Origin of the sequence: Streptomyces mesophilus (genome assembly GCF_011044995.1) — a bacterium.
Taxonomy (GTDB): Bacteria; Actinomycetota; Actinomycetes; order Streptomycetales; family Streptomycetaceae; genus Streptomyces; species Streptomyces mesophilus.
Genome location: NZ_JAAKZW010000010.1, coordinates 1 through 20,430, shown reverse-complemented (window position 1 = coordinate 20,430; position 20,430 = coordinate 1). Strand labels below are relative to the sequence as shown.

Annotated in this window: 17 protein-coding genes; 9 read left to right on the top strand and 8 right to left on the bottom strand. The window is 69.4% G+C overall.

Annotation, left to right across the window (positions count from 1 at the left end; translation table 11 throughout):
- Nucleotides 1-9 precede the first annotated feature (9 nt).
- Nucleotides 10-636 carry a hypothetical protein gene (locus G6045_RS05500; RefSeq protein WP_165330659.1) on the top strand — a complete coding sequence of 209 codons (627 nt, stop codon included), beginning with the start codon at nt 10-12 and terminating at the stop codon, nt 634-636.
- A 36-nt stretch (nt 637-672) separates the two neighbouring features.
- On the opposite strand, the gene G6045_RS05495 is transcribed toward G6045_RS05500, so the two are convergent.
- The 6 genes from G6045_RS05495 to leuA all read right to left on the bottom strand — a co-directional run bounded on the left by G6045_RS05495 (nt 673) and on the right by leuA (nt 8,886).
- The gene (locus G6045_RS05495; protein ID WP_206343297.1) at nt 673-1,884 is read right to left on the bottom strand and encodes a sialidase family protein; all 1,212 of its coding nucleotides are present in this window, start codon (nt 1,882-1,884) and stop codon (nt 673-675) included.
- Between the two features lie 132 nt (nt 1,885-2,016).
- Nucleotides 2,017-2,685 carry a response regulator gene (locus tag G6045_RS05490; RefSeq protein ID WP_165330657.1) on the bottom strand — a complete coding sequence of 223 codons (669 nt, stop codon included), beginning with the start codon at nt 2,683-2,685 and terminating at the stop codon, nt 2,017-2,019.
- Complete coding sequence (locus G6045_RS05485; RefSeq protein ID WP_206343296.1) at nt 2,682-3,899, bottom strand: sensor histidine kinase; 1,218 nt, start codon at nt 3,897-3,899, stop codon at nt 2,682-2,684. Before G6045_RS05485 ends, G6045_RS05490 begins: the two co-directional genes overlap by 4 nt.
- Nucleotides 3,900-3,973: 74 nt before the next feature.
- Nucleotides 3,974-6,058, bottom strand: a complete 2,085-nt coding sequence (locus tag G6045_RS05480; protein ID WP_165330655.1) for an MMPL family transporter — start codon at nt 6,056-6,058, stop codon at nt 3,974-3,976.
- A gap of 157 nt (nt 6,059-6,215) precedes the next feature.
- Nucleotides 6,216-6,977, bottom strand: a complete 762-nt coding sequence (locus G6045_RS05475; RefSeq protein ID WP_165330654.1) for a TerB family tellurite resistance protein — start codon at nt 6,975-6,977, stop codon at nt 6,216-6,218.
- Between the two features lie 148 nt (nt 6,978-7,125).
- A complete protein-coding gene (gene leuA / locus G6045_RS05470) occupies nt 7,126-8,886 on the bottom strand; it encodes a 2-isopropylmalate synthase (RefSeq protein ID WP_165330653.1) in 1,761 nt (586 codons plus the stop codon).
- A gap of 404 nt (nt 8,887-9,290) precedes the next feature.
- On the opposite strand from leuA, the gene G6045_RS05460 reads away from it, so the two are divergent.
- The 4 genes from G6045_RS05460 (at nt 9,291) to G6045_RS05445 (ending at nt 14,540) form a co-directional block, all read left to right on the top strand.
- Nucleotides 9,291-10,538: an RNA-guided endonuclease InsQ/TnpB family protein gene (locus G6045_RS05460; RefSeq protein WP_165330652.1), complete on the top strand. Its 1,248-nt coding sequence runs from the start codon at nt 9,291-9,293 to the stop codon at nt 10,536-10,538.
- 91 nt (nt 10,539-10,629) lie between these two features.
- Entirely contained in the window at nt 10,630-11,697 is a 1,068-nt protein-coding gene (locus G6045_RS05455) for a M4 family metallopeptidase (RefSeq protein WP_165330651.1), read from the top strand.
- A 53-nt stretch (nt 11,698-11,750) separates the two neighbouring features.
- Nucleotides 11,751-12,017, top strand: a complete 267-nt coding sequence (locus tag G6045_RS05450) for a protealysin inhibitor emfourin (protein ID WP_165330650.1) — start codon at nt 11,751-11,753, stop codon at nt 12,015-12,017.
- A 246-nt stretch (nt 12,018-12,263) separates the two neighbouring features.
- The gene (locus G6045_RS05445) at nt 12,264-14,540 is read left to right on the top strand and encodes a peptidoglycan recognition protein family protein (RefSeq protein ID WP_165330649.1); all 2,277 of its coding nucleotides are present in this window, start codon (nt 12,264-12,266) and stop codon (nt 14,538-14,540) included.
- Nucleotides 14,541-14,645: 105 nt separating this feature from the next.
- Here the strand turns inward: G6045_RS05445 and era are convergent, their stop codons facing one another.
- Nucleotides 14,646-15,587, bottom strand: a complete 942-nt coding sequence (era, locus tag G6045_RS05440) for a GTPase Era (protein ID WP_165330648.1) — start codon at nt 15,585-15,587, stop codon at nt 14,646-14,648.
- 200 nt (nt 15,588-15,787) lie between these two features.
- On the opposite strand from era, the gene G6045_RS05435 reads away from it, so the two are divergent.
- From G6045_RS05435 to G6045_RS05420, 4 genes are read left to right on the top strand one after another with little or no spacing between them, the layout of a single operon-like run.
- The gene (locus G6045_RS05435) at nt 15,788-16,843 is read left to right on the top strand and encodes a PhoH family protein (protein ID WP_165330647.1); all 1,056 of its coding nucleotides are present in this window, start codon (nt 15,788-15,790) and stop codon (nt 16,841-16,843) included.
- 28 nt (nt 16,844-16,871) lie between these two features.
- Nucleotides 16,872-17,369 carry an rRNA maturation RNase YbeY gene (gene ybeY, locus G6045_RS05430; RefSeq protein WP_165330646.1) on the top strand — a complete coding sequence of 166 codons (498 nt, stop codon included), beginning with the start codon at nt 16,872-16,874 and terminating at the stop codon, nt 17,367-17,369.
- Nucleotides 17,366-18,673: a hemolysin family protein gene (locus tag G6045_RS05425; RefSeq protein WP_165330645.1), complete on the top strand. Its 1,308-nt coding sequence runs from the start codon at nt 17,366-17,368 to the stop codon at nt 18,671-18,673. The genes ybeY and G6045_RS05425 overlap by 4 nt, the downstream gene beginning before the upstream one ends.
- The gene (locus tag G6045_RS05420; protein WP_165330644.1) at nt 18,660-19,019 is read left to right on the top strand and encodes an MmcQ/YjbR family DNA-binding protein; all 360 of its coding nucleotides are present in this window, start codon (nt 18,660-18,662) and stop codon (nt 19,017-19,019) included. The genes G6045_RS05425 and G6045_RS05420 overlap by 14 nt, the downstream gene beginning before the upstream one ends.
- A 6-nt stretch (nt 19,020-19,025) precedes the next feature.
- Here G6045_RS05420 and G6045_RS05415 read toward each other — a convergent pair.
- On the bottom strand, nt 19,026-20,430 hold a 1,405-nt coding region (locus G6045_RS05415; RefSeq protein ID WP_235967576.1), incomplete at its 5' end, for an MFS transporter.

Genomic DNA, 20,430 nt, shown 5'->3' with positions numbered 1-20,430 from the left:
GGAGCACGCATGACCGTCACCGCCGACCATGCCGCCGCGCCCACCGCACCCACCGCCCCGGCCCCGACCGGGCGACTGCGCGCAGCCTTCAAGCGCGCGCACACCCCGGTGCCCGGTGTCCCCCGCTGGGCGCGGATCGCGGCCTACGCCATCCCCTTCACCGTGCTTCCTTCCGGCGTATGGCGGATCATGACCGTCGTCTTCCACATCGGCGACGAGGCCACGCACGGTGTGGGGCAGCTCCCGTCGTGGTTGCCGGGGCCGGTGTACATCGTCGCCCTGTCGATCTTCTCCGAGCTGATCGCCTTCACCGCCGTCGGGCTTGTCGCCGCGTGGGGCGAGGTCCTGCCGCGCTGGATCCCGCTGCTCGGCGGCCGCAGGGTGCCGCCCCTCGCCGCCGTCGTACCCGCCGCGCTCGGCGCCGTGGTCCTGACCGTCATGTGGACCGCCGCCTTCGCCACCGAGCTGGCCGGGGTCACCCTCCAAGGGGAGCAGCTTCCCGGCGACCACCCCACGAAGGCGCTGCACGGCTGGGAACTCGCCTTCTTCCACCTCACCTACGTCCCGCTCCTGCTGTGGGGACCGCTGCTTGCGGCCGTCTGCTTCGCGTACCACCGCAGGCGCAGCGCCCGGTAGAGGCCCGGCCGGCCGGGCCTCTACCCACAGCCCGCGCTACGGAGCGATCACGTCCGCCGGGATCCGCCGGAACGTGATCGTCTCGTACGTTCCGGCCACCCCGGTCTCGTAAAGGAGCCCCACCGTACGGCGGTCGACCTGCACCAGGTCGGAGTAGGCCGCCTTGTCCTGGGAGAGGGTGAGGACCTTGGTGAACGTGGCGCCGCGGTCCTCGCTCGCCCAGAGCGCCATCGACTGCCGTGCGGTCGGCACGGACGGCCCCGAGAACACCAACGGCGCGTTCTTTCCGGCCAGTTGCAGGACGCTTGCCTGCACCACGGGCACGTCGTTCAGCGTGGGCTCGACGGCGTACGGCCGGGTCAGCGTCCTCCCGCCGTCGCGCGAGTAGCTGTCGAGACGATTGCCGGGGCTCGTGCCGTTCTGGTCGCGGGAGCTGAAGTAGAGGATTCCGTCCGGGAGTTCGGCGGCGATCGACTCGTTGGAGTTGATCACGCCGTCGTACGAGTCGTCGACGAAGCCGATCCGCCAGCTCTGCCCGCCGTCGTCGCTGTAGAGCGAGTGCGCGCCGTAGTACTTGGCCTCCGCTCCCGTGTCCGCGGACCCGGCGGGCGGCGCGATGGAGTGGTTGGCCGGGACGACGAGGCGTCCCGCGTGCCGGCCGTGGGTGAGGGCGACGGCATGGCCAGGACCTGTGGCGTACCAGCGCCAGTCGGCGTGCTTGGTCGTGGCGGTGATGTCGCGGGGCGCGCTGAAACTGCGGCCGTCGTCGCGGCTGGTCTGCACGAAGACCCGGCGGCTCTGCTCGGCCGTCGCCTCGCCCCGCATGATCTGGGCTTCGGTGACATCGCCGCTGTTGTACGAGGTGAGCAGCACGATCCTGCCGGTGCGCGGGTCGATCACGGGCGCCGGGTTGCCCCGGGTGTCACCGCCGCCGGCCGCGACGATGCTCAAGTCGCCCCAGGTGCAGCCCCCGTCGCGGGACCGCTTGACGACGACGTCGATGTTGCCGGTGTCGCCGGCCCCTCCGACCCGGCCCTCGGCGAAGGCCAGCAGGGTGCCCGCGCGGGTCTCGATGACGGCGGGGATGCGGTACGTGTCATAGCCGCCCTCGCCCGAGGCGTACGGGACGGAACCGGTGCAGGGGGCCGCCGCCGACGCGGGCGCGCCCGGCAGCAGCAGCGCGGCGAGGGCGGCGGCGACGAGACCGCCCGCCGCCAGGGATCTCTTGCGCTTCCACGGTGAGAGCATCGTTCTCCTTCGCACAAGACGTATGCACATCGGGCGCGTGCACATCGGACGTAGGACGTAGGACGTCTTGCGTGAACGTAGTGGGCCGCAAGGGGTACGGCAATACTTCTGCACGCCCCGGGACGGAAGCCGTCAGGACCCGGAGTCGCCGGGCGCCACCAGACCCGACTCGTAGGCGCAGATGACCAGTTGGGCCCGGTCGCGGACGCCGAGCTTGCCCATGATGCGGCTGACGTGGGTCTTCGCCGTGAGCGGGCTGAGGCCAAGCGACTCGGCGATCTCGGTGTTGTTGAGGCCGCGGGCGACCAGCGTGAGCACCTCGCGTTCACGTCCCGAGAGGCCTTCGGGTCCGCCGGACTGCGGGGCCTCGGGGGCGCGCAGGACGCGGGCGATCAGACGGGACGTCGGCCCCGGTGACAGGAGCGATTCCCCGGCCGCCACCGTCCGTATGGCATCGAGGAGTTCGGCGGGCTTGGTGTCCTTGACCAGGAAACCGGACGCGCCCGCGCGCAGCGCCTCGAGCACATGCTCGTCCGTGTCGTACGTGGTGAGGACCAGGACCTTGACGCCCGCGAGGTCCTCGTCCGCGGCGATCAGACGGGTCGCCTCGATGCCGTCGAGATCGGGCATCCGGATGTCCATGACGACCAGGTCGGCGCGTTCGCTGCGGGCCAGTTCGACGGCTTCTCGTCCCGTGCCCGCCTGGCCGACGACCTCCATGTCCATGGCCGATTCGACCAGCATCGCGAACGCCGCGCGCACCAGGCGCTGATCGTCCGCGAGCAGCACTCGGATGGTCATCCCTCGCTCCTCTCCCCCGCGGCCGCGAGCCCCAGCGGCAGCACCGCCGTCACCGCGAACCCGCCCGTCCCGCGCGGGGCCGCGTCCAAGGTGCCGCCCACGCTGCGGACCCGTTCCCGCATCCCGACGAGACCGTATCCCGGGGTGCCGGTGCGGGCGGGCGCAGCCCCTTCGGGACCGTCGTCCTCGACGCTCAGGCGCAGACCCCAGGCGCCTTCGGGCGCCACACGCACCGCCACCTTCACGCCTGGCCCCGCATGCCGTACGGCATTGGTGAGCGCCTCCTGTACGAGGCGGTAGACGGCCGCGCCCACCGCGGCCGGTGCATCCGTCACCTGGACGTCCAAGGTCACATGGGCACCTGCCGTACGGGCGGAGTCCGCCAGATCGGACAGTCCGTCAAGGCCGGGCAACGGGCCGCGACCGTCCGGGAGTTCGGCCTCCCGCAGCACTTCGAGCGTGGAGCGCAGTTCGCCGCGCGCCGTGCGGCAGGTCTCGGAGATCTCGTCCAGCGCCTTGGATATCGCCGCGCGGTCGAGGCGGTCCGGGTCGACGGTGAGGACATGGGAGGCGACCGAGGTCTGCACGCCGATCAACGTGATGGAGTGCGCGAGGAGATCGTGCAGGTCGCGGGCGATCCGCAGCCGTTCCTCCGCGACGCGGCGCGCGGCCTCCTCCTCGCGGGTGCGTTCGGCGCGTTCGGCGCGCTCCACGATGGCGCCGATGTAGTTGCGGTGCACGCGGACCGCCTCTCCCGTGAGTGCGCAGGCCATGATCCAGCCGGAGATCCGCAGCAGCTCCACGCCCTGGTGCGGGTTGACGCTGAGCAGCATGATCACGCTGAGGCCGAGCAGCGTGGGCAGCACGGTCAGGGTCCGCCGCCTGGGCCCGGCCACCGCGAGCGAGTAGATGGCGACCATCGTCACCGGGATCAGCGCCGAGTGGGCGTTGTTCAGGCGGTGGTAGGTGCCCTCGAGCACGATGAGCGCGACCAGGACGCCCATCGGGAAGTACCGCCGCCAGGCCAGCGTCAGCGCCGACAGGGCGAACAGCGTCCAGCCGACCAGGTCCGGCGTATGGGCGTTGTCGCCCTGCCCGACGAACGCCAGCGGGATCGACGCCACGCCGACCCCCACCGCGAGCAGCCAGTCGCGCGGCGTGGGCCGCCTCTCGTCGCTCCGGGACGGCAGCTTGATCCTCAACACATCCCCCATCCTTGCCGATCGGGCCGCGGACCGGACCCCCTGGGCCATTGCCAGGAAATCCGGTCCGCGGCCGCGTGGGTGCCTCACACGGTCGCCGCGGGCCGCTCGGTCCGCTCGGGCACCACGGTCCGCGCCGGCAGCTTCGACAGCGGGCCCGGCCACCACACCTTGCTGCCGAGCACCATGCTCGCCGAGGTCACCAGGTAGGTGCGGACGAGGAAGGTGTCGAGCAGCACGCCGACCGAGACCACGAAGCCCATCTCGACGAGCTGGACGAGCGGCATGTTCATCAGGACCCCGAAGGTCGCCGCGAGCACCAGGCCCGCCGACGCGATCACGCCTCCGGTCGTCCGCAGGGCGGTGAGCGCGGCGGTCGGGGTGTCCTGGCCGCCGAGCACCTCCTCACGCATCCGGTGCATCAGGAAGATGCCGTAGTCGACGCCCAGGGCGACGAGGAACACGAAGGAGATCAGCGGAAGTCCGGAGTCGGAGCCCTCGAAGCCGAAGACCGAGTCGAAGACCAGACCGCCGATGCCGAGCGAAGCGCCCCACACCGCGACCACGGCCGCGGTCAGGAGCAGCGGGGCGACCAGGGAGCGCAGGAGCACGATCAGGATGAGCAGGACGGAGAGCAGCACGATCGGTACGACGACCATCGTGTCGCGCGAGCTGGTGTCCTGGAGGTCGAGCTGCTGGGCGCTGGGCCCGCCGACCAGGCTGGTGTCGAGCTTGTCCCGGAGCTTCTCGATGGTCGCGGTCTCGGCCGCGGACTGCGGCGGGGCTTCGGCGATCACGGAGATCTCGGTCCAGGTATCACCGCTGCGTCCCTGTTCGGCGGCGGACACCCCCTTGGTGTCCCGTGCGGCGCCGAGGACTCGGTCGGCCTCGCCGTTCGGCGCGAGGATGGTGATCGGCTGGCTGGAGCGCTCCGGGTACGCGTCGGAGAGCGTCGTCATCGCCCGTACGGCCTCGGGGGTCTTGGTGAAGGAGTCCTCCTGCTTCACGTTCCCGGAGAGGTTGAACGCGCCGAGCGCAAGGGCACCGAGCACCACCGCCGAGGAGACGAGCACGGCGAGCGGACGGCGCTGCACCGAGGCACCCATGGCCCCGAAGACGCTCCGGCGCTGCTTGGGCGCGGAGCCGAAGGCGGGGATCAGCGGCCAGAACACCCGGCGGCCGAGCAGGACGAGCAGCGCGGGAAGCAGCGTGGTCATCGTGACCAGGGCGCACAGCACGCCGACGGCGGCCGTCGGGCCCATGCCGCTGCTGGAGTTGAGGTCGGCGGCGAGCAGACACAGCATGCCCGCGGCGACCGTGCCGGAGGAGGCGAGGATCGCGGGGCCGCAGCCGCGCAGCGCCGTGGCCATGGCGTCCAACGGGCGTTCCTGGCGGCGCAGTTCCTCGCGGTAGCGGGCGATCAGGAGCAGTGCGTAGTCCGTCCCCGCGCCGAAGACGAGCACCGTCATGATGCCGGTGGACTGTCCGCTGACCGTGATGTCGAAGGTCTGGTGAAGGCCGTACGTCACGGCGAGGGACAGCATGTCGGCGATCCCGGCGACGATCAGCGGGACCAGCCACAGGAGCGGGCTGCGGTAGATGATGATGAGCAGGATCGCGACGACGGCGACGGTCGTGTAGAGCAGCGGACCGTCGAGGGCGTTGTAGACCTCGGAGGCATCGGTCGCGAGCGCACCGGGTCCGCCGACATCGACGCTCAACCCACCGCTGCCTTCGGCGACTTCCCGTACCTCGTTGACGAACGCGTCCCGCAGCTTCTCGTCCGAACCGGGCTCATTGCTCGCCACCGGATAGAACAGGGTGTCCCCGCCCTTCGCCGGTACGGCCTCGGGGGTGCCCACGAGCTTGTGCTGCCCGGCGATCTCGTCGATCTGCCCCTGCGCGGTGGCCTTGTCCTGCGCGGTAAGGCCGCCGTCACGGTGGTAGACGAGCACCAGCTCCGTGGACTCGCCGCCGGGCAGCTGCTCCTGGATCTTCGCCACCCGGGTGGAGTCGGCACTGGCCGGCAGATAGTCGACGGCCCTGTCCTGCTGCACATCCCCGGTCTTGCCCGCGAACGGCATGGCGAGCGCGAGAATCGCCACCCACAGCCCGAGCATCACCCACGGAATCGCCCGCCTGCGGGTCCTGCCCTGTGTCTTCGCCGTCATGGCGAATCCCTCCCTCGTCCCGTTGTCCGGTGGTCACCAGACTCCCGGCGGGCAGGGCGGCTTTCGTCGGACGTGCGGGCGAGTTGGGGGGTACTCCCCGGGGTGGCCCGGGGGTGGAGTTACTCCCTGGGGAGTAACGGCTGCTGCTCGTACGGGATCAGGACGGCGTACGGGCGGCCGCCAGAAGCCGCTCGACTTCCTCGGCCTCCATGGTCAGCGCGGCCCCCACCGTGGCGAGCACCTCGCGCTCGGCAGGGGTGTACGGACCGTCCGCGAGAGCGATCCGCGCGGCCTGCAGCAGAATCGCCTCCCGCCCGGGCGGAGCCAGATGCGGCGCCAACGGGTCGAGCGCCTCGTGGAGTTCGATCGCGAGGGTGACCCCCGAGGGGTCGCAGGGACCGCCGGGCAGCCGCCCCGTGTCCTCGGCGAGCGCGGCCACCAGCGTGGTCAGCTGGTCCTCCGTGCAGTCGTCGAAGCCCGCGGAGCGCACCGCCCCGACGGCACGCGAAAGCACCGTACGAGAAGAGGTGCCGCCGGCCGCGAGCACCGCGAGGGCGACCGTGTGCACGGCGTCGCGCAGCATCGCGGAGAACCGGTGCGTGGTCGGGTGGTCGAGGACGTCGGTCCCGAAGTGGTCGCGACACGAGGCGCATTCGACGACCGGGCCCGCGGTGCCGCGCGAAAGGAGCGGCACACCGAGCAGCGTGAAGCGTCTGCGGCCGGTCCTGCGCCGGTAGTTGCGGTCCCCGCCGCAGCCCGGGCAGAAGAACTCCCCGTCACCGATGGTGTTCCACGCGGTACGGACACCGCAGATGCGTCCCAGTACGCCGGGGTTTCGACCAACTCGTCCACTGGTCCGCACGCCACACCTCCGTAACGCTTCGGCAACGCTGCCGCGTTGGCGTGATGTTAGCCACATCAGTGATTGCCCGTCAGCACCTGTGACGCCAGATTGGCCAAGACCGTACGTACACACGTACAGAAAAAGGCCGGAGCCCCGTCCGCCGGGATGCGGACGGGGCTCCGGCCGGCGGGTGCCGAAAAGGATCAGCCGGTACCGAAACGGGTCAGCGCGAGGCGCGGTTGACCGCCGAGACGACCGCCTTCAGCGAGGCGCGCGTGGTGTTGGCGTCGATGCCGATGCCCCACAGGACCTTGTCGCCGATCGCGCACTCGATGTACGAGGCGGCCTGCGCGGACGCGCCCTCGCTCATCGTGTGCTCCTGGTAGTCCAGCAGGCGTGCGTCGATGCCGACGCCCTGCAGCGCGTGGAAGAACGCGGAGATCGGACCGTTGCCGGTGCCGACCAGCGTGGTCTCCACACCGTCCACCTCGGCCTCGACGGTCAGCGTGTCGATGCCGTCGCGGTCGGTCGTGGACTGGCCGTTGCGCACCTGGATCCGGCCCCACGCGTTCAGCGGGTTGGGCAGGTACTCGTCCTGGAACGTGGCCCAGATGTCGGCCGGCGTGACCTCGCCGCCCTCGGCGTCCGTCTTGGCCTGAATCAGCTTCGAGAACTCGATCTGCATACGGCGCGGCAGATCCAGCTTGTGGTCGTTCTTCAGGACGTACGCGATACCGCCCTTGCCGGACTGCGAGTTGACCCGGATGACCGCCTCGTAGGAGCGGCCCACGTCCTTCGGGTCGATGGGCAGATACGGCACGGCCCACTCGATGTCGTCGACGGTGACACCCTTGGCCTTGGCGTCGGCCTCCATCGCGTCGAAGCCCTTCTTGATGGCGTCCTGGTGGGAGCCGGAGAAGGACGTGTAGACCAGGTCGCCCACGTACGGGTGGCGCGGGTGGACCTCCATCTGGTTGCAGTACTCCCACACGCGACGGATCTCGTCGATGTCGGAGAAGTCGATCTCGGGGTCGACGCCCTGCGAGAACAGGTTCATGCCCAGCGTCACCAGGTCGACGTTGCCGGTGCGCTCGCCCTGGCCGAACAGACAGCCCTCGATACGGTCGGCGCCGGCCATCACGGCCAGTTCGGCGGCGGCCACGGCGGTGCCGCGGTCGTTGTGCGGGTGCACGGACAGGCAGACGTACTCGCGGCGGGTCAGGTTGCGGCCCATCCACTCGAAGCGGTCCGCGTGCGTGGAGGGGGTCGAACGCTCCACCGTGGCGGGCAGGTTGAGGATGATCTCGCGGCCCGGACCCGGCTGCCATACGTCGCAGACGGCCTCGCAGACCTCCAGGGCGAAGTCCAGCTCGGTGTCGGTGAAGATCTCGGGGCTGTACTGGTAGCCGAACGTGGTGCGCTCGTCCAGCAGCTTCTCGGCGTACTCCATCACCAGCCGCGTACCGTCCACGGCGATCTGCTTGATGTCTTCCTTGGAGCCGCGGAAGACGACCCGGCGGAAGACCGGCGCGGTCGCGTTGTACAGGTGCAGGGTGGCCCGCTTGGCGCCCTTCAGGGACTCCACGGTCCGCTCGATCAGGTCCTCACGGGCCTGGGTCAGTACGGAGATGGTGACGTCGTCCGGGATGGCGCCCGGCTCCTCGATGATCGACCGTACGAAGTCGAAGTCGGTCTGACCGGAGGCCGGGAAGCCGACCTCGATCTCCTTGTAGCCCATCTTGACCAGCTGGTCGAACATCCGGCGCTTGCGCTCGGGCGACATCGGGTCGATCAGCGCCTGGTTGCCGTCCCGCAGATCCGTGGACAGCCAGCGGGGCGCCTTGGTGATGCGCTGCGAGGGCCAGGTGCGGTCGGCGATGTCCACGTCCTCGTACCCGCGGTACTTGTGGACCGGCATGCCCGAGGGCTTCTGGTCGTGCGTGGCATTGGTGATGGGCGTCTCGTTGCCTGCAAATGCAGTCATGATGCGTAGGGCTCCTCATTGGTCCGCTCGTGGGCGGCCGACGGGTCGTAGCGCAACACCAAACTCCGCGGGGAGGGGGTCGGCCTACGTCTTACAGGCCCTCGCCGCGGCAGCTAAGAAGAAGCAGCCCGAAACGCATGATGCCGAGCAGCGTAGCCGAGGCTCACGCCGGGCGCGGGACCGTTTCAGTATGCGGGACTGGGCGAACCTATCGGGCCAGAGGTGAGGAAAGCCTCGAATCGCCTGGTCCGGCGCCCCTTGCCCTCGCTCCGATTGACGAACACCCATACCCATCATCGCCCGCAACGGTGATCCGTCACAGGTGGCCGGACGACTGCGCGTAACGCGCACTACGGTACGAGCCGGTTTGATCACAGCGAGCATGACGGAAGCGGGGCGGGCCGATGACGAAGACCATGACCGCAGGCCACGCGCGCTTCGTCTACCGACTGCGGGTCCCGGCCTCCGCACGGCGAGAGCTCGAAGCCGAGTGGGCGCGCTGCCGCTGGGTGTGGAACGAGTGCGTGGCCCGCTCGCAGGGCACGCACGCCCACAACCTCGACAACCCGCAGGACAAGCGGACGTGCGGGCCCGCCGAGCTGGACCGGATGCTCACCCGCGCCCGGTCCATCACCCCGTGGCTGCGGGAGGGCTCCTGCGTGCCGCAACAGCAGATCATCCGTGACTTCGGCCGGGCTCGCGCAAAGGCCATCAAGGACATCACTGCGAAACTGCCTGCCCACCAGCGCACGGGTATGCCACGGCTCAAGGCCCGCAAGGGCAAGCGGGCCTCGCGCCCGAGCCTGAACTACACCCGGCGAGGCTTCCGCCTCACCGGCCAGGGCGACAGCACGATGACAGGCGGCCGACTGTGGCTGGCTGGGGGCATCCAGGTGGGAGTGGTGTGGTCACGTCCGCTTCCCGCCGGCCCCTCGTCGGTCCGCGTCTTCCAAGATCGACTGGGACATTGGTATGCCTCCTTCGTCGTCCCCGCTGCCCTTGATCCGCTGCCTGCCACGGGGCAAGTGATCGGCATCGACTGGGGGGTGAAGGCGCTGGCGATCACGACCAGTGACGCCCACGACTTGGAGCATCCCCAGCATGGCGCGAAGGCCGCAGCGCGGCTGGCAGCCGCGCAGCGCATGATGGCCCGCCGTCGCCCCGAGAAGGGCAGGCTGCCCTCGCGTGGCTACCGTGAGGCGCAACGCATGGCAGCCAAGGCGTATCGGAAGGTCGCTCGGCAACGCCAGGACACAGCACGAAAGTGGGCCAAGAAGGTGGTGCGCGCCCATGACGTGCTGGCGGTCGAGGACTTCCGGCCCCAATTCCTGGCCAAGTCCCCCATGGCGCGCAAGGCTGCCGACGCGGCAATCGGTGCGGCGAAACAGGCCGTCGTCGACATGGGCCGAAAACACGGTCGTGATGTACACCTGATCCCTCCGGCACACACCACGACGGACTGTGCGGCATGCGGGGCGAGAGCCAAGTCCCGCCTGCCGCTCAGCGCACGTACTTATCGGTGCGACGTATGCGGAATCTCCGTCCCCCGGGACAAGAACTCCGCGTTCGTCATGCTCCGCCGGGCAGGCCTGACCCCGGCTGGTGTCGATCGCGTCAGACTCGGCCGTCCGCAGGACGAACGAGCAGCGTGAGCCAGGAATCCTCCTCACTCTTGAGGGGGAGCATTCAACGATCATGGTTGCTGGTAGTGACAGGGCCATAACTCAGTGCCACTGTGCGGCCATGACCGCCAACCGCACGGGCTTCGAGCCCGTCTTCTGCACCATCGTGCCGCCCCATGTCCTCGACCACCTCGCGAGGTCCGGGGATCCGCGGCTGTCCGCAGCCGCCCGTAAGACCCTCGTCGCGGACGCCGCCCAGCGCACCGCGCGCCGGCTGACCACGGTCGTCGGCGCTCCCTCGGTCTCGCCCGCCGCCGAGCCGGAGAAGCCGCAGCGCACCATCCACGACGCGAAGCACAAGCAGGACCTGCCCGGCAAGAAGGTTCGCGGCGAGGGCGACAAGCCCGGTAAGGACGCCACGGTCAACCGTGCGTACGCGGGCCTCGGCGCGACCTTCGAGCTCTTCCTGAAGGCGTTCTCCCGCAACTCCATCGACGGCCAGGGCCTCCCCCTGATCGCCACCGTGCACTTCGGCGAGGACTACGGGAACGCCTTCTGGAACGGCGAGCAGATGGTGTTCGGCGACGGGGACGGCGAGATCTTCCTCGACTTCACGATCCCGGTGGATGTCATCGGCCACGAACTGGCCCACGGCGTCACGCAGTACACCGCGAACTTCTCGTACTTCGGTCAGCCGGGCGCGCTCAACGAGTCGGTCTCGGACGTCTTCGGCTCGCTCATCAAGCAGTACACGCTCGGCCAGAACGCCGAACAGGCCGACTGGCTGATCGGGGCGGGGCTGCTCGCACCGCGCGTGACGGGCAAGGCGCTGCGCTCGATGAAGGAGCCGGGTTCGGCGTACGACGACGACGTGCTCGGCAAGGACCCGCAACCGGCCACGATGGACGGCTATGTGCGCACCGGCCGCGACAACGGCGGCGTGCACATCAACTCGGGCATCCCCAACCACGCGTTCTACCTGGCGGCGGAGGCCCTCGGCGGCAACGCATGGGAGCGGGCCGGGCAGATCTGGTACGACACGCTGACGGCCGGCGGGCTCGAAGTCGACGCGAACTTCGAGGACTTCGCCAAGGCGACGGTGGCGGCCGCGGCCTCCCGTTACGGGGAGGGCGAGGAGCACCAGGCGGTGGTCAAGGCCTGGTCCCAGGTGGGCGTCGCGTCCTCCTGATCCGAGTCCGGGGCGGGTTCCGCACCGGCCCGCCCCGTACTAGACAGGAAGACATGCGTATCCAAGTCAGGCGTACCGGAGGATTCGGCGGTCTCGATCACCACCGCTCGGTCGATACGAAAGGCCGCCTGGACGCGGCGGACTGGCAGGCGCTCGCCGAGGAGGCCCTCGCGCAGGGCCGGCTCTCGCCCCCGATCGGGGTGCCGGACGGCTTCGCCTACCAGATCACCGTCGACGGGCGGACCGTGTACTGCGCGGATCCGCGACTCACCGAGCCGCAGCGGAAGTTGATCTCGCGGGTACTCAAGGAGGGCGACTAGGAGTTCGCTCCGCGGGGCTGTCAGCCTCTGGTCCCGCCCCATGTACCCCAATTCCCCCAGCCGTAGCGTGACTTAGGTCACTTGAAGCGGCTCGGCAGTGACACTTCCTGCTCCCACCCCGCTGTCCAAGCGTGGCCGCACCTGTGACGGGTGTGCCTCCAGTGACTTCTTTCTTTTGGTCCTCGGACCTTTCAGGGGTGGGAATCCGTGAGTCGACGCATGTCGCATGCATACAGACCGCTCAGCATGAAGCGCCGGGCCTGGCTGACGCTGAGTGCGGTGCTGGTGGGAGGCGGCGGCATCATCACCTACGCCGTTGCGAGCCCCTCCGACGGACCGTCGGACGCGGGCCGGGCCAAGCGTCCGGTGAAGGTCTACGACCTGACGCTCAAGAGCCCCGCGAGCGGCAAGCGTGAGCTGCCGCGTACCGAGACCGAGCAGTTCTCGATGCTCGGTGTCTCCTGGACGGACGCGGAGAAGCGGCTGCAGGGCACGGCCCAGGTGCGCACCCGCAGCATCGGGACCGGTGAGTGGTCCGGGTGGCAGGACCTCGAGGCGAACGTGGACCCGCTGGAGGACCCCGAGGCCCGCGAGGAGGCGCGCGGCGCCACCGAGCCGATCTGGGTGGGCCCCTCCGACGGTGTCCAGGTCCAGGTCGTCCACAAGGACGGTTCCACCTCCGCGCTGCCCAAGGGTCTCGAGGTCAGCCTGGTCGACCCGGGCGTGGTGACCAAGGCCGAGACGCAGGCGGAGCCGGTGGCGTACGAGCCTGCGGCCTTCGCGGCGGAGACGTCGCCGGCCGCTACAGGGTCGCCGAGCGACAGCGCTTCGCCGTCGGCGTCACCGAGCGAGTCCGTCCCGCCGTCGGAGTCGGTCTCGCCGAGCGCGAGCGCCTCCACTTCGACGTCGGCCTCCGCGACCGCGAGCCCCTCGCCCACCGTTCCCACGGCGCCGCCGTCCACCGTGCCCAAGCCGTCGATCGTCTCGCGGGCCGGCTGGGGTGCCAACGAATCGATGAGCCCCGACCCGTCGAACTACAACGCCGGCGTGAAGACCGTCTTCGTGCACCACACGGTCGACAGCAACAGCTACTCCTGCGCCGACTCGGCGGCGCTCGTGCGCGGCATCTACGCGTACCACGTGAACACCAACCACTGGAACGACATCGGCTACAACTTCTTCGTCGACAAGTGCGGCACGATCTTTGAGGGACGCAAGGGCGGCGTGGACCTGCCCGTCACGGGAGCCCACACCTACGGCTGGAACAGCCAGTCCGCGGGCATCGCGGTGCTCGGCACGTATACCGACGCCGGCGTCTCCACGGCCGCGCAGACAGCCGTCGCGCGGCTGGCGGCGTGGAAACTCGGCCAGTACGGCATCGACCCGAGCGGCAGCACTCAGATGACGGCGCCGGTGATCCTCATCGACCCCGAGAAGCCGGACACCCCGGACAACCGCGTCGTGCTGACGAACTACTTCGGCGCCAAGTACTTCGCGGGGCAGCAGTACACCTTCAAGGCCGTCTCCGGGCACCGCGACGGCTACAACACCCAGTGCCCGGGCAACTCCCTCTACGCCCAGCTGCCGGCCATCCGCACCATGGCGTCCGGACCGGTGCAGGGCCTGAAGGTCACGTCGGTCTCCGGCGCCACCGCCTCCGGTACGACGTACTACACGAAGGGCGCGATCACCGCGAAGTGGTCGACCACGACGCCCGGCTCGCTGATCAAGCGCTTCGAGCTGCTCGTGGACGGCAAGGTCGCCGCCACCGCCTCCGGTACGGCCACCTCGGCCGCCGCCACCCTCGCCCTGGGCAACCACACCGTCGCCGTACGGGCCGTGCACCAGTCCGGCAAGGCCGTGACCACCACCGCGCAGAACTTCGTGGCGGAGACGACCGCGCCGACCTTCTCGACCACGCCGAACCTGGCCCTGGCCACCGGCACGGTCAGCACCACCTCGGTCCCGGTGAGCCTGCGCTGGAAGGCCGCCGACAACGCGGCCCTGCAGAGCGTCAAGCAGCTCGTTCCCACCGCCACCACGTTCGGCCCGACCACCACCTCGGTCGCCCGCACGGCCAAGCCCGGCACCGCGACCACCTGGTCGATGGCGGCGTACGACGTCGCGGGCAACTCCCGTACGGCGTCCGCGGCCTACACGCCGGTCATCCTGCAGGAGACCTCCGCGGTCAGGTCCGGCAGCTGGACGAGCCGGTCGTCCACCAGCTACCTGGGCGGCAAGTCGTACTCGAGCGGTTCCAAGGGCGCGAGCCTGACCTGGACGTTCACCGGCCGCTCCGCCTCGTGGGTGGTCAGCCGGGCTTCGACCTCGGGTCAGGCGTACGTCTACGTGGACGGCGTCAAGGTCAGCACCGTCGACCTGAAGTCCTCCACCGTGAAGTACCGCCAGGCGATCTGGACGAAGACCTGGTCCGGCAGCGCCAAGCACACCGTGAAGATCGTCGTGGTCGGCACCAGCGGCCGTCCGACGATCACGACGGACGGTCTGGTCTACATCAAGTAGGTCACGCCGAGCGGGTCATGCCGCCGAACGCAGAAGTCCGGGCGTCCACCCAGCATGTGGGGTGGACGCCCGGACTTCTGCGTTCACGGCTGTGCGCGAGGCCGGCTAGAAGCCCAGCTTCCGCAGCTGCTTCGGGTCCCGCTGCCAGTCCTTGGCGACCTTCACATGCAGGTCGAGGAAGACCGGCGTACCGAGCAGCGCCTCGATCTGCTTGCGGGACTTGGTCCCGACGTCCTTGAGGCGCTTGCCCTTCGGGCCGATGATGATGCCCTTCTGGCTGGAGCGCTCGATGTAGACGTTCGCGTGGATGTCGAGCAGCGGCTTGTCCGCCGGACGGTCCTCCCGCGGCAGCATCTCCTCGACGACCACCGCGATCGAGTGCGGCAGCTCGTCCCGTACGCCTTCGAGCGCGGCCTCGCGGATCAGCTCCGCGACCATCACCATCTCCGGCTCGTCCGTGAGGTCGCCCTCCGGGTAGAGCGGCGGGCTCTCGGGCAGCAGCGGTACGAGGAGGTCGGCGAGCAGGTCGACCTGCTCGCCCTTGACCGCGGAGACCGGGATGATCTCGGCCCACTCGAAGCCCAGCTCCTGCGCGAGCCGGTCGATGGCGATCAGCTGCTCGGCGAGCGCCTTGGATTCGACGAGGTCCGTCTTGGTGACGATCGCGATCTTCGGGGTCTTCTTGATCCCCGCGAGCTCCTTGGCGATGAAACGGTCGCCAGGGCCGAGCTTCTCGTTCGCCGGCAGGCAGAAGCCGATCACGTCGACCTCGGCCCAGGTCGTACGGACGACATCGTTGAGCCGCTCGCCGAGGAGGGTGCGCGGCTTGTGGAGGCCAGGGGTGTCCACCAGGATCAGCTGCGCGTCCTCGCGGTGCACGATGCCGCGCACCGTGTGCCGCGTGGTCTGCGGCCGGTTCGACGTGATGGCGACCTTCTGGCCCACGAGTGCGTTGGTCAGGGTGGACTTGCCCGCGTTGGGCCGGCCCACGAAGCAGGCGAAACCTGCGCGGTGCGGTGCCTGCGACTCGGAGGAAGGTGCGCTCATGCGGCCCATTGTCCCTGATACCTGGAGGGCTGCCTGCCACGGTGCCCCTTAAAACAACGGCACGGGGCACCAACCGTCCGCCGGGGGCCGTAAAACCCCTCGGTCCTGTCAGTCCCCCGACGTACCCTTGGAGTGCAAGGTCCGCCGCCTCAGGCGGAGCCCCGTACGAGGAGGACGACCTCAGGCCACAGCGCCGGCCCATGACTCAGACACCGACAGCTCAGCCCTCCGCGCAGGGCCCCGCACGAGCCCAGTTCACCGTGCCTGCCAAGCACCCCATGGTGACGGTGCTCGGCTCCGGAGACTCCCTGCTGCGTGTGATCGAGAAGGCCTTCCCGGCGGCCGACATCCATGTCCGGGGCAATGAGATCAGCGCCGTCGGCGACCGCGAAGAAGTCGCTCTCGTACAGCGCCTGTTCGACGAGATGATGCTGGTGCTCCGCACGGGCCAGCCGATGACGGAGGACGCAGTGGAACGCTCGATCGCCATGCTCAGGGCGAGCGAGAACGGGGAAGGGCCGGACGAGACGCCGGCCGAGGTACTGACGCAGAACATCCTGTCCTCGCGCGGCCGCACGATCCGGCCCAAGACGCTCAATCAGAAGCGCTATGTCGACGCGATCGACCAGCACACGATCGTCTTCGGCATCGGCCCCGCCGGCACGGGCAAGACCTATCTCGCCATGGCGAAGGCGGTGCAGGCCCTGCAGTCCAAGCAGGTCAACCGCATCATCCTGACCCGCCCCGCGGTCGAGGCCGGCGAGCGCCTCGGCTTCCTGCCGGGCACGCTCTACGAGAAGATCGACCCGTATCTGCGCCCGCTCTACGACGCGCTGCACGACATGCTCGACCCGGATTCGATCCCGCGCCTGATGGCCGCCGGGACGATCGAGGTCGCGCCGCTGGCGTACATGCGTGGCCGGACCTTGAACGACGCCTTCATCATCCTCGACGAGGCCCAGAACACCTCGCCCGAGCAGATGAAGATGTTCCTGACCCGGCTCGGCTTCGAGTCGAAGATCGTCATCACCGGTGACGTCACCCAGGTCGACCTGCCGAGCGGTACGAAGAGCGGTCTGCGCCAGGTCCAGGAGATCCTGGAGGGCGTGGACGATGTGCACTTCTCGCGGCTCACGTCGCACGATGTCGTACGGCACAAGCTCGTCGGCCGTATCGTCGACGCCTACGAGAAGTACGACAGCGAGCACGGCACGGAGAACGGCACCCACAAGGGCGGCCGCACCAAGCGGGCGTGACTTTTTCAATACGGAGCAACAGCGCACCATGGCGATCGACGTCAACAACGAGTCCGGAACCGAGGTCGACGAGCAGGCGATCCTCGACATCGCCCGCTATGCGCTCGCGCGGATGCGGATCCACCCGCTCTCCGAGCTGTCGGTGATCGTCGTGGACACCGCCGCCATGGAGCAGCTGCACATCCAGTGGATGGACCTGCCGGGTCCGACGGATGTCATGTCGTTCCCGATGGACGAGCTGCGCCCGCCCATGAAGGACGACGAGGAGCCGCCGCAGGGCCTGCTCGGCGACATCGTGCTCTGCCCGGAGGTCGCCGAGAAGCAGGGCAAGGACGCCGAGACGGAGCACTCCATGGACGAGGAGCTGCAGCTGCTCACCGTGCACGGAGTGCTGCACCTGCTCGGCTACGACCATGAGGAGCCGGACGAGAAGGCCGAGATGTTCGGCCTCCAGGCCGCGATCGTCGACGGCTGGCGCGAAGAGCGCGGCATGACCGGTCCGTCGCCGGCGCCCACGGTCTCGTGAGTACCGCCCTGATCCTCGGCGTCATCGCGCTTGTGATCGTCGCCTGGCTCGCCTCCTGTGCGGAGGCGGGCCTCGCGCGCGTTTCCAGCTTCCGTGCGGCCGAGGCGGTGCGCCAGGGCCGCCGGGGCAGCGCCAAGCTGGAGCAGGTCGCGGCCGATCCGACGCGGTATCTGAATGTGGCGCTGCTCGTCCGCGTCGCCTGCGAGATGGCCGCCGCCTCGCTCGTCACGTACGCCTGTCTGCAGGAGTTCGACGAGACCTGGCAGGCGCTCTCGGTCGCCATCGGTGTGATGGTGCTCGTCAGCTATGTGGCCGTCGGTGTCTCGCCGCGCACCATCGGACGTCAGCATCCGCTCAATACGGCGACGGCGTCCGCGTACGTGCTGCTGCCGCTGGCCCGGATCATGGGCCCGATCCCCCGCCTGCTCATCCTGATCGGTAACGCGCTGACCCCCGGCAAGGGCTTTCGCCGGGGGCCGTTCGCGTCCGAGGCCGAGCTGCGCGCGATGGTGGACCTGGCCGAGCAGGAGTCGCTGATCGAGGACGACGAGCGCCGCATGGTGCACTCGGTCTTCGAGCTCGGCGACACCCTCGTACGCGAAGTGATGGTGCCGCGTACGGACTTGATCGTCATCGAGCGGTACAAGACCATCCGGCAGGCGCTCACGCTCGCGCTCAGGTCCGGGTTCTCGCGGATCCCGGTGACGGGTGAGAGCGAGGACGACGTGGTCGGGATGGTCTATCTCAAGGACCTGGCCCGCAAGACCCATATCAACCGGGACGCCGAGTCCGAGCTGGTCTCCACGGCGATGCGGCCCGCGTCCTTCGTACCGGACACCAAGAACGCCGGTGATCTGCTGCGCGAGATGCAGCAGGACCGCAACCATGTCGCGGTCGTGATCGACGAGTACGGCGGCACGGCCGGCATCGTGACCATCGAGGACATCCTCGAGGAGATCGTCGGCGAGATCACCGACGAGTACGACCGCGAGATCGACCCCGTCGAGGAGCTCGGCGAGGACCGTTTCCGGGTCACCGCGCGGCTCGATGTGGAGGACCTCGGCGAGCTGTACGGGCTCGAGGAGTTCGACGACGACGATGTGGAGACGGTCGGCGGTCTGCTCGCGAAGGCGCTCGGCAGGGTCCCGATCGCGGGTGCCGAGGCCCAGGTCGAGCTGCCCGACGGACGCTCCCTGAAGCTCACCGCGGAGTCGGCGGCGGGCCGGCGCAACAAGATCATGACGGTGCTCGTGGAGCCGGTGGCGGTACCGGACGTGGAGGACACCAAGGATGAAACCCGCTGACCTGCGCGCGTTCTGTCTGTCGTTCAACGCGGCGGTGGAGGAGTTCCCCTTCTCGCGCCATCAGGAGCTCTCCACCTTCAAGGTGCTCGGCAAGATCTTCGCGTTCGGCGCGCTCGACGAGAAGCCGCTGACGCTCACGCTCAAGGCCGAGCCCGAGAACGCGATCCTCCAGCGCGAGCAGTACCCGGCGATCGTGCCCGGCTGGCATGTCAACAAGCGGCACTGGAACACCGTGACCGTGGGAGAGCTCCCGGACGCCGTTGTCCGGGAACTCATCGAGGATTCGTACGATCTGGTGGTGGCGGGGCTGCCGAAGGCGGAGCGGCTGCGGCTGGACCGGGGCTGAACTTCCCTACTGCTGTACGGACTTCTGCGGTACGGACGTCCGCTCTGCCGACTTCCGCAGTCCGAGCGCGATCAGCGCGGCGGCCACCAGCACGATCGCCGCGTCGAGGGCGACCACCGTGTGGTAGCCGGAGGTCAGATCGTCCGCGGTGGTGGCGAGCACACCGAGCAGCGGGATGCCGATCGTCAGACCGAGCTGCTGGCTGCTGGTGACGAGGCCGGTGGCCAGGCCCTGCTGCTCGTCCGGGACGCCGGAGGTGACGGTGATGCCGTACGAGATGATCGCGCCCATGTGGAAGATGCAGGCCAGTGAGGCCACCAGGGTCGCGAGGACCACGCCCAGGGTGCCGGTGCCGGTCACGAGCAGCGCGGCCGTGAACACCGCCTGACCGGTGAGGCCGACGACGAGGACGGTGCGCGAGCCGACGCGGCCGACGACGCGCGGCGTCAGGGTGCCGGAGACGAGGGCGGCCAGGCCCTGGACCCCGAAGACGATGCCGGTCTGGAGGGGCGAGAGGCCGAGGGTCTCCTGCAGATAGAGGGTCAGGACGAAGACGATCGTCGTCATCATCGAGAAGGTGATCAGGCCGCCGATATTGCCCCAGGCGACGGTCGGGCGGCGCAGCATCGGCAGCGAGACGAGCGGCTGTGCCGTGCGGGATTCGATACGGACGAACGCGGCGAGCAGCAACAGACCGGCGGCCAGCGTGAGTTGGACGTCGAGGGTGCCGAAGCCGTGCTCGGCGGCCGTGGTCAGGGCGTAGATCAGGGCGAGCAGTCCGCCGGTGACGGTGATCGCGCCGGGTACGTCGAGCCGCGGACGCTCGGGGCTCTGGGACTCCGTGAGCAGTGCGGGGGCGAGCGGCAGCACGATCACGGCGAACAGGGCGAGCAGTCCCATCGTCGAGCGCCAGCCGAGGGTGTCGGTGAGGATGCCGCCGAGCACCATGCCGACGGTGAAGCCGAGCGACATCAGCGTGCCGGACAGGCCGAGCGCCCGGTCGCGCTGCGGGCCCTCGCGGAACGTGGTGGTCAGCAGCGCCATGCCGGTGGGCACGATCGCGGCCGCACCGATGCCTTGCAGCGCACGCGCGGCGAGGAACGACGGCGCGTCCCACGCGAAGGTCGCGAGCACCGAGGCGGCGCCGAACAGGGCGAGTCCGGACAGGAAGAGCCGCCGCCTGCCGTACAGGTCCCCGAGCCGTCCGGACAGGAGCAGGAAACCGCCGGACGGCAGCGCGAAGGCGGTGATGGCCCACTGCAGCGCGGCGTCGCTCATGTTGAGGTCGGCGCCGAGGACGGGCAGCGCCACGTTCAGTACGGAGAAGTCGAGCGCGACCATGAACTGGGCGGCGCAGAGCACGAAGAGGACGAGCTTGTCGCGGGCGGAGAGGCGGGCGGCGGGCTGGGCG

Excerpts from the sequence above, each read along its gene's own strand:
- G6045_RS05420 (WP_165330644.1), top strand. The coding sequence starts at position 18,660 with ATGAAACCCGCTGACCTGCGCGCGTTCTGTCTGTCGTTCAACGCGGCG.
- G6045_RS05460 (WP_165330652.1), top strand. The coding sequence starts at position 9,291 with ATGACGAAGACCATGACCGCAGGCCACGCGCGCTTCGTCTACCGACTG.
- ybeY (WP_165330646.1), top strand. The coding sequence starts at position 16,872 with ATGGCGATCGACGTCAACAACGAGTCCGGAACCGAGGTCGACGAGCAG.
- G6045_RS05480 (WP_165330655.1), bottom strand. The coding sequence starts at position 6,058 with ATGACGGCGAAGACACAGGGCAGGACCCGCAGGCGGGCGATTCCGTGG.
- G6045_RS05490 (WP_165330657.1), bottom strand. The coding sequence starts at position 2,685 with ATGACCATCCGAGTGCTGCTCGCGGACGATCAGCGCCTGGTGCGCGCG.
- era (WP_165330648.1), bottom strand. The coding sequence starts at position 15,587 with ATGAGCGCACCTTCCTCCGAGTCGCAGGCACCGCACCGCGCAGGTTTC.
- G6045_RS05450 (WP_165330650.1), top strand. The coding sequence starts at position 11,751 with ATGCGTATCCAAGTCAGGCGTACCGGAGGATTCGGCGGTCTCGATCAC.
- leuA (WP_165330653.1), bottom strand. The coding sequence starts at position 8,886 with ATGACTGCATTTGCAGGCAACGAGACGCCCATCACCAATGCCACGCAC.
- G6045_RS05475 (WP_165330654.1), bottom strand. The coding sequence starts at position 6,977 with ATGTGGCTAACATCACGCCAACGCGGCAGCGTTGCCGAAGCGTTACGG.
- G6045_RS05445 (WP_165330649.1), top strand. The coding sequence starts at position 12,264 with ATGAAGCGCCGGGCCTGGCTGACGCTGAGTGCGGTGCTGGTGGGAGGC.
- G6045_RS05495 (WP_206343297.1), bottom strand. The coding sequence starts at position 1,884 with ATGCTCTCACCGTGGAAGCGCAAGAGATCCCTGGCGGCGGGCGGTCTC.
- G6045_RS05455 (WP_165330651.1), top strand. The coding sequence starts at position 10,630 with ATGACCGCCAACCGCACGGGCTTCGAGCCCGTCTTCTGCACCATCGTG.
- G6045_RS05500 (WP_165330659.1), top strand. The coding sequence starts at position 10 with ATGACCGTCACCGCCGACCATGCCGCCGCGCCCACCGCACCCACCGCC.
- G6045_RS05435 (WP_165330647.1), top strand. The coding sequence starts at position 15,788 with ATGACTCAGACACCGACAGCTCAGCCCTCCGCGCAGGGCCCCGCACGA.
- G6045_RS05485 (WP_206343296.1), bottom strand. The coding sequence starts at position 3,899 with ATGGGGGATGTGTTGAGGATCAAGCTGCCGTCCCGGAGCGACGAGAGG.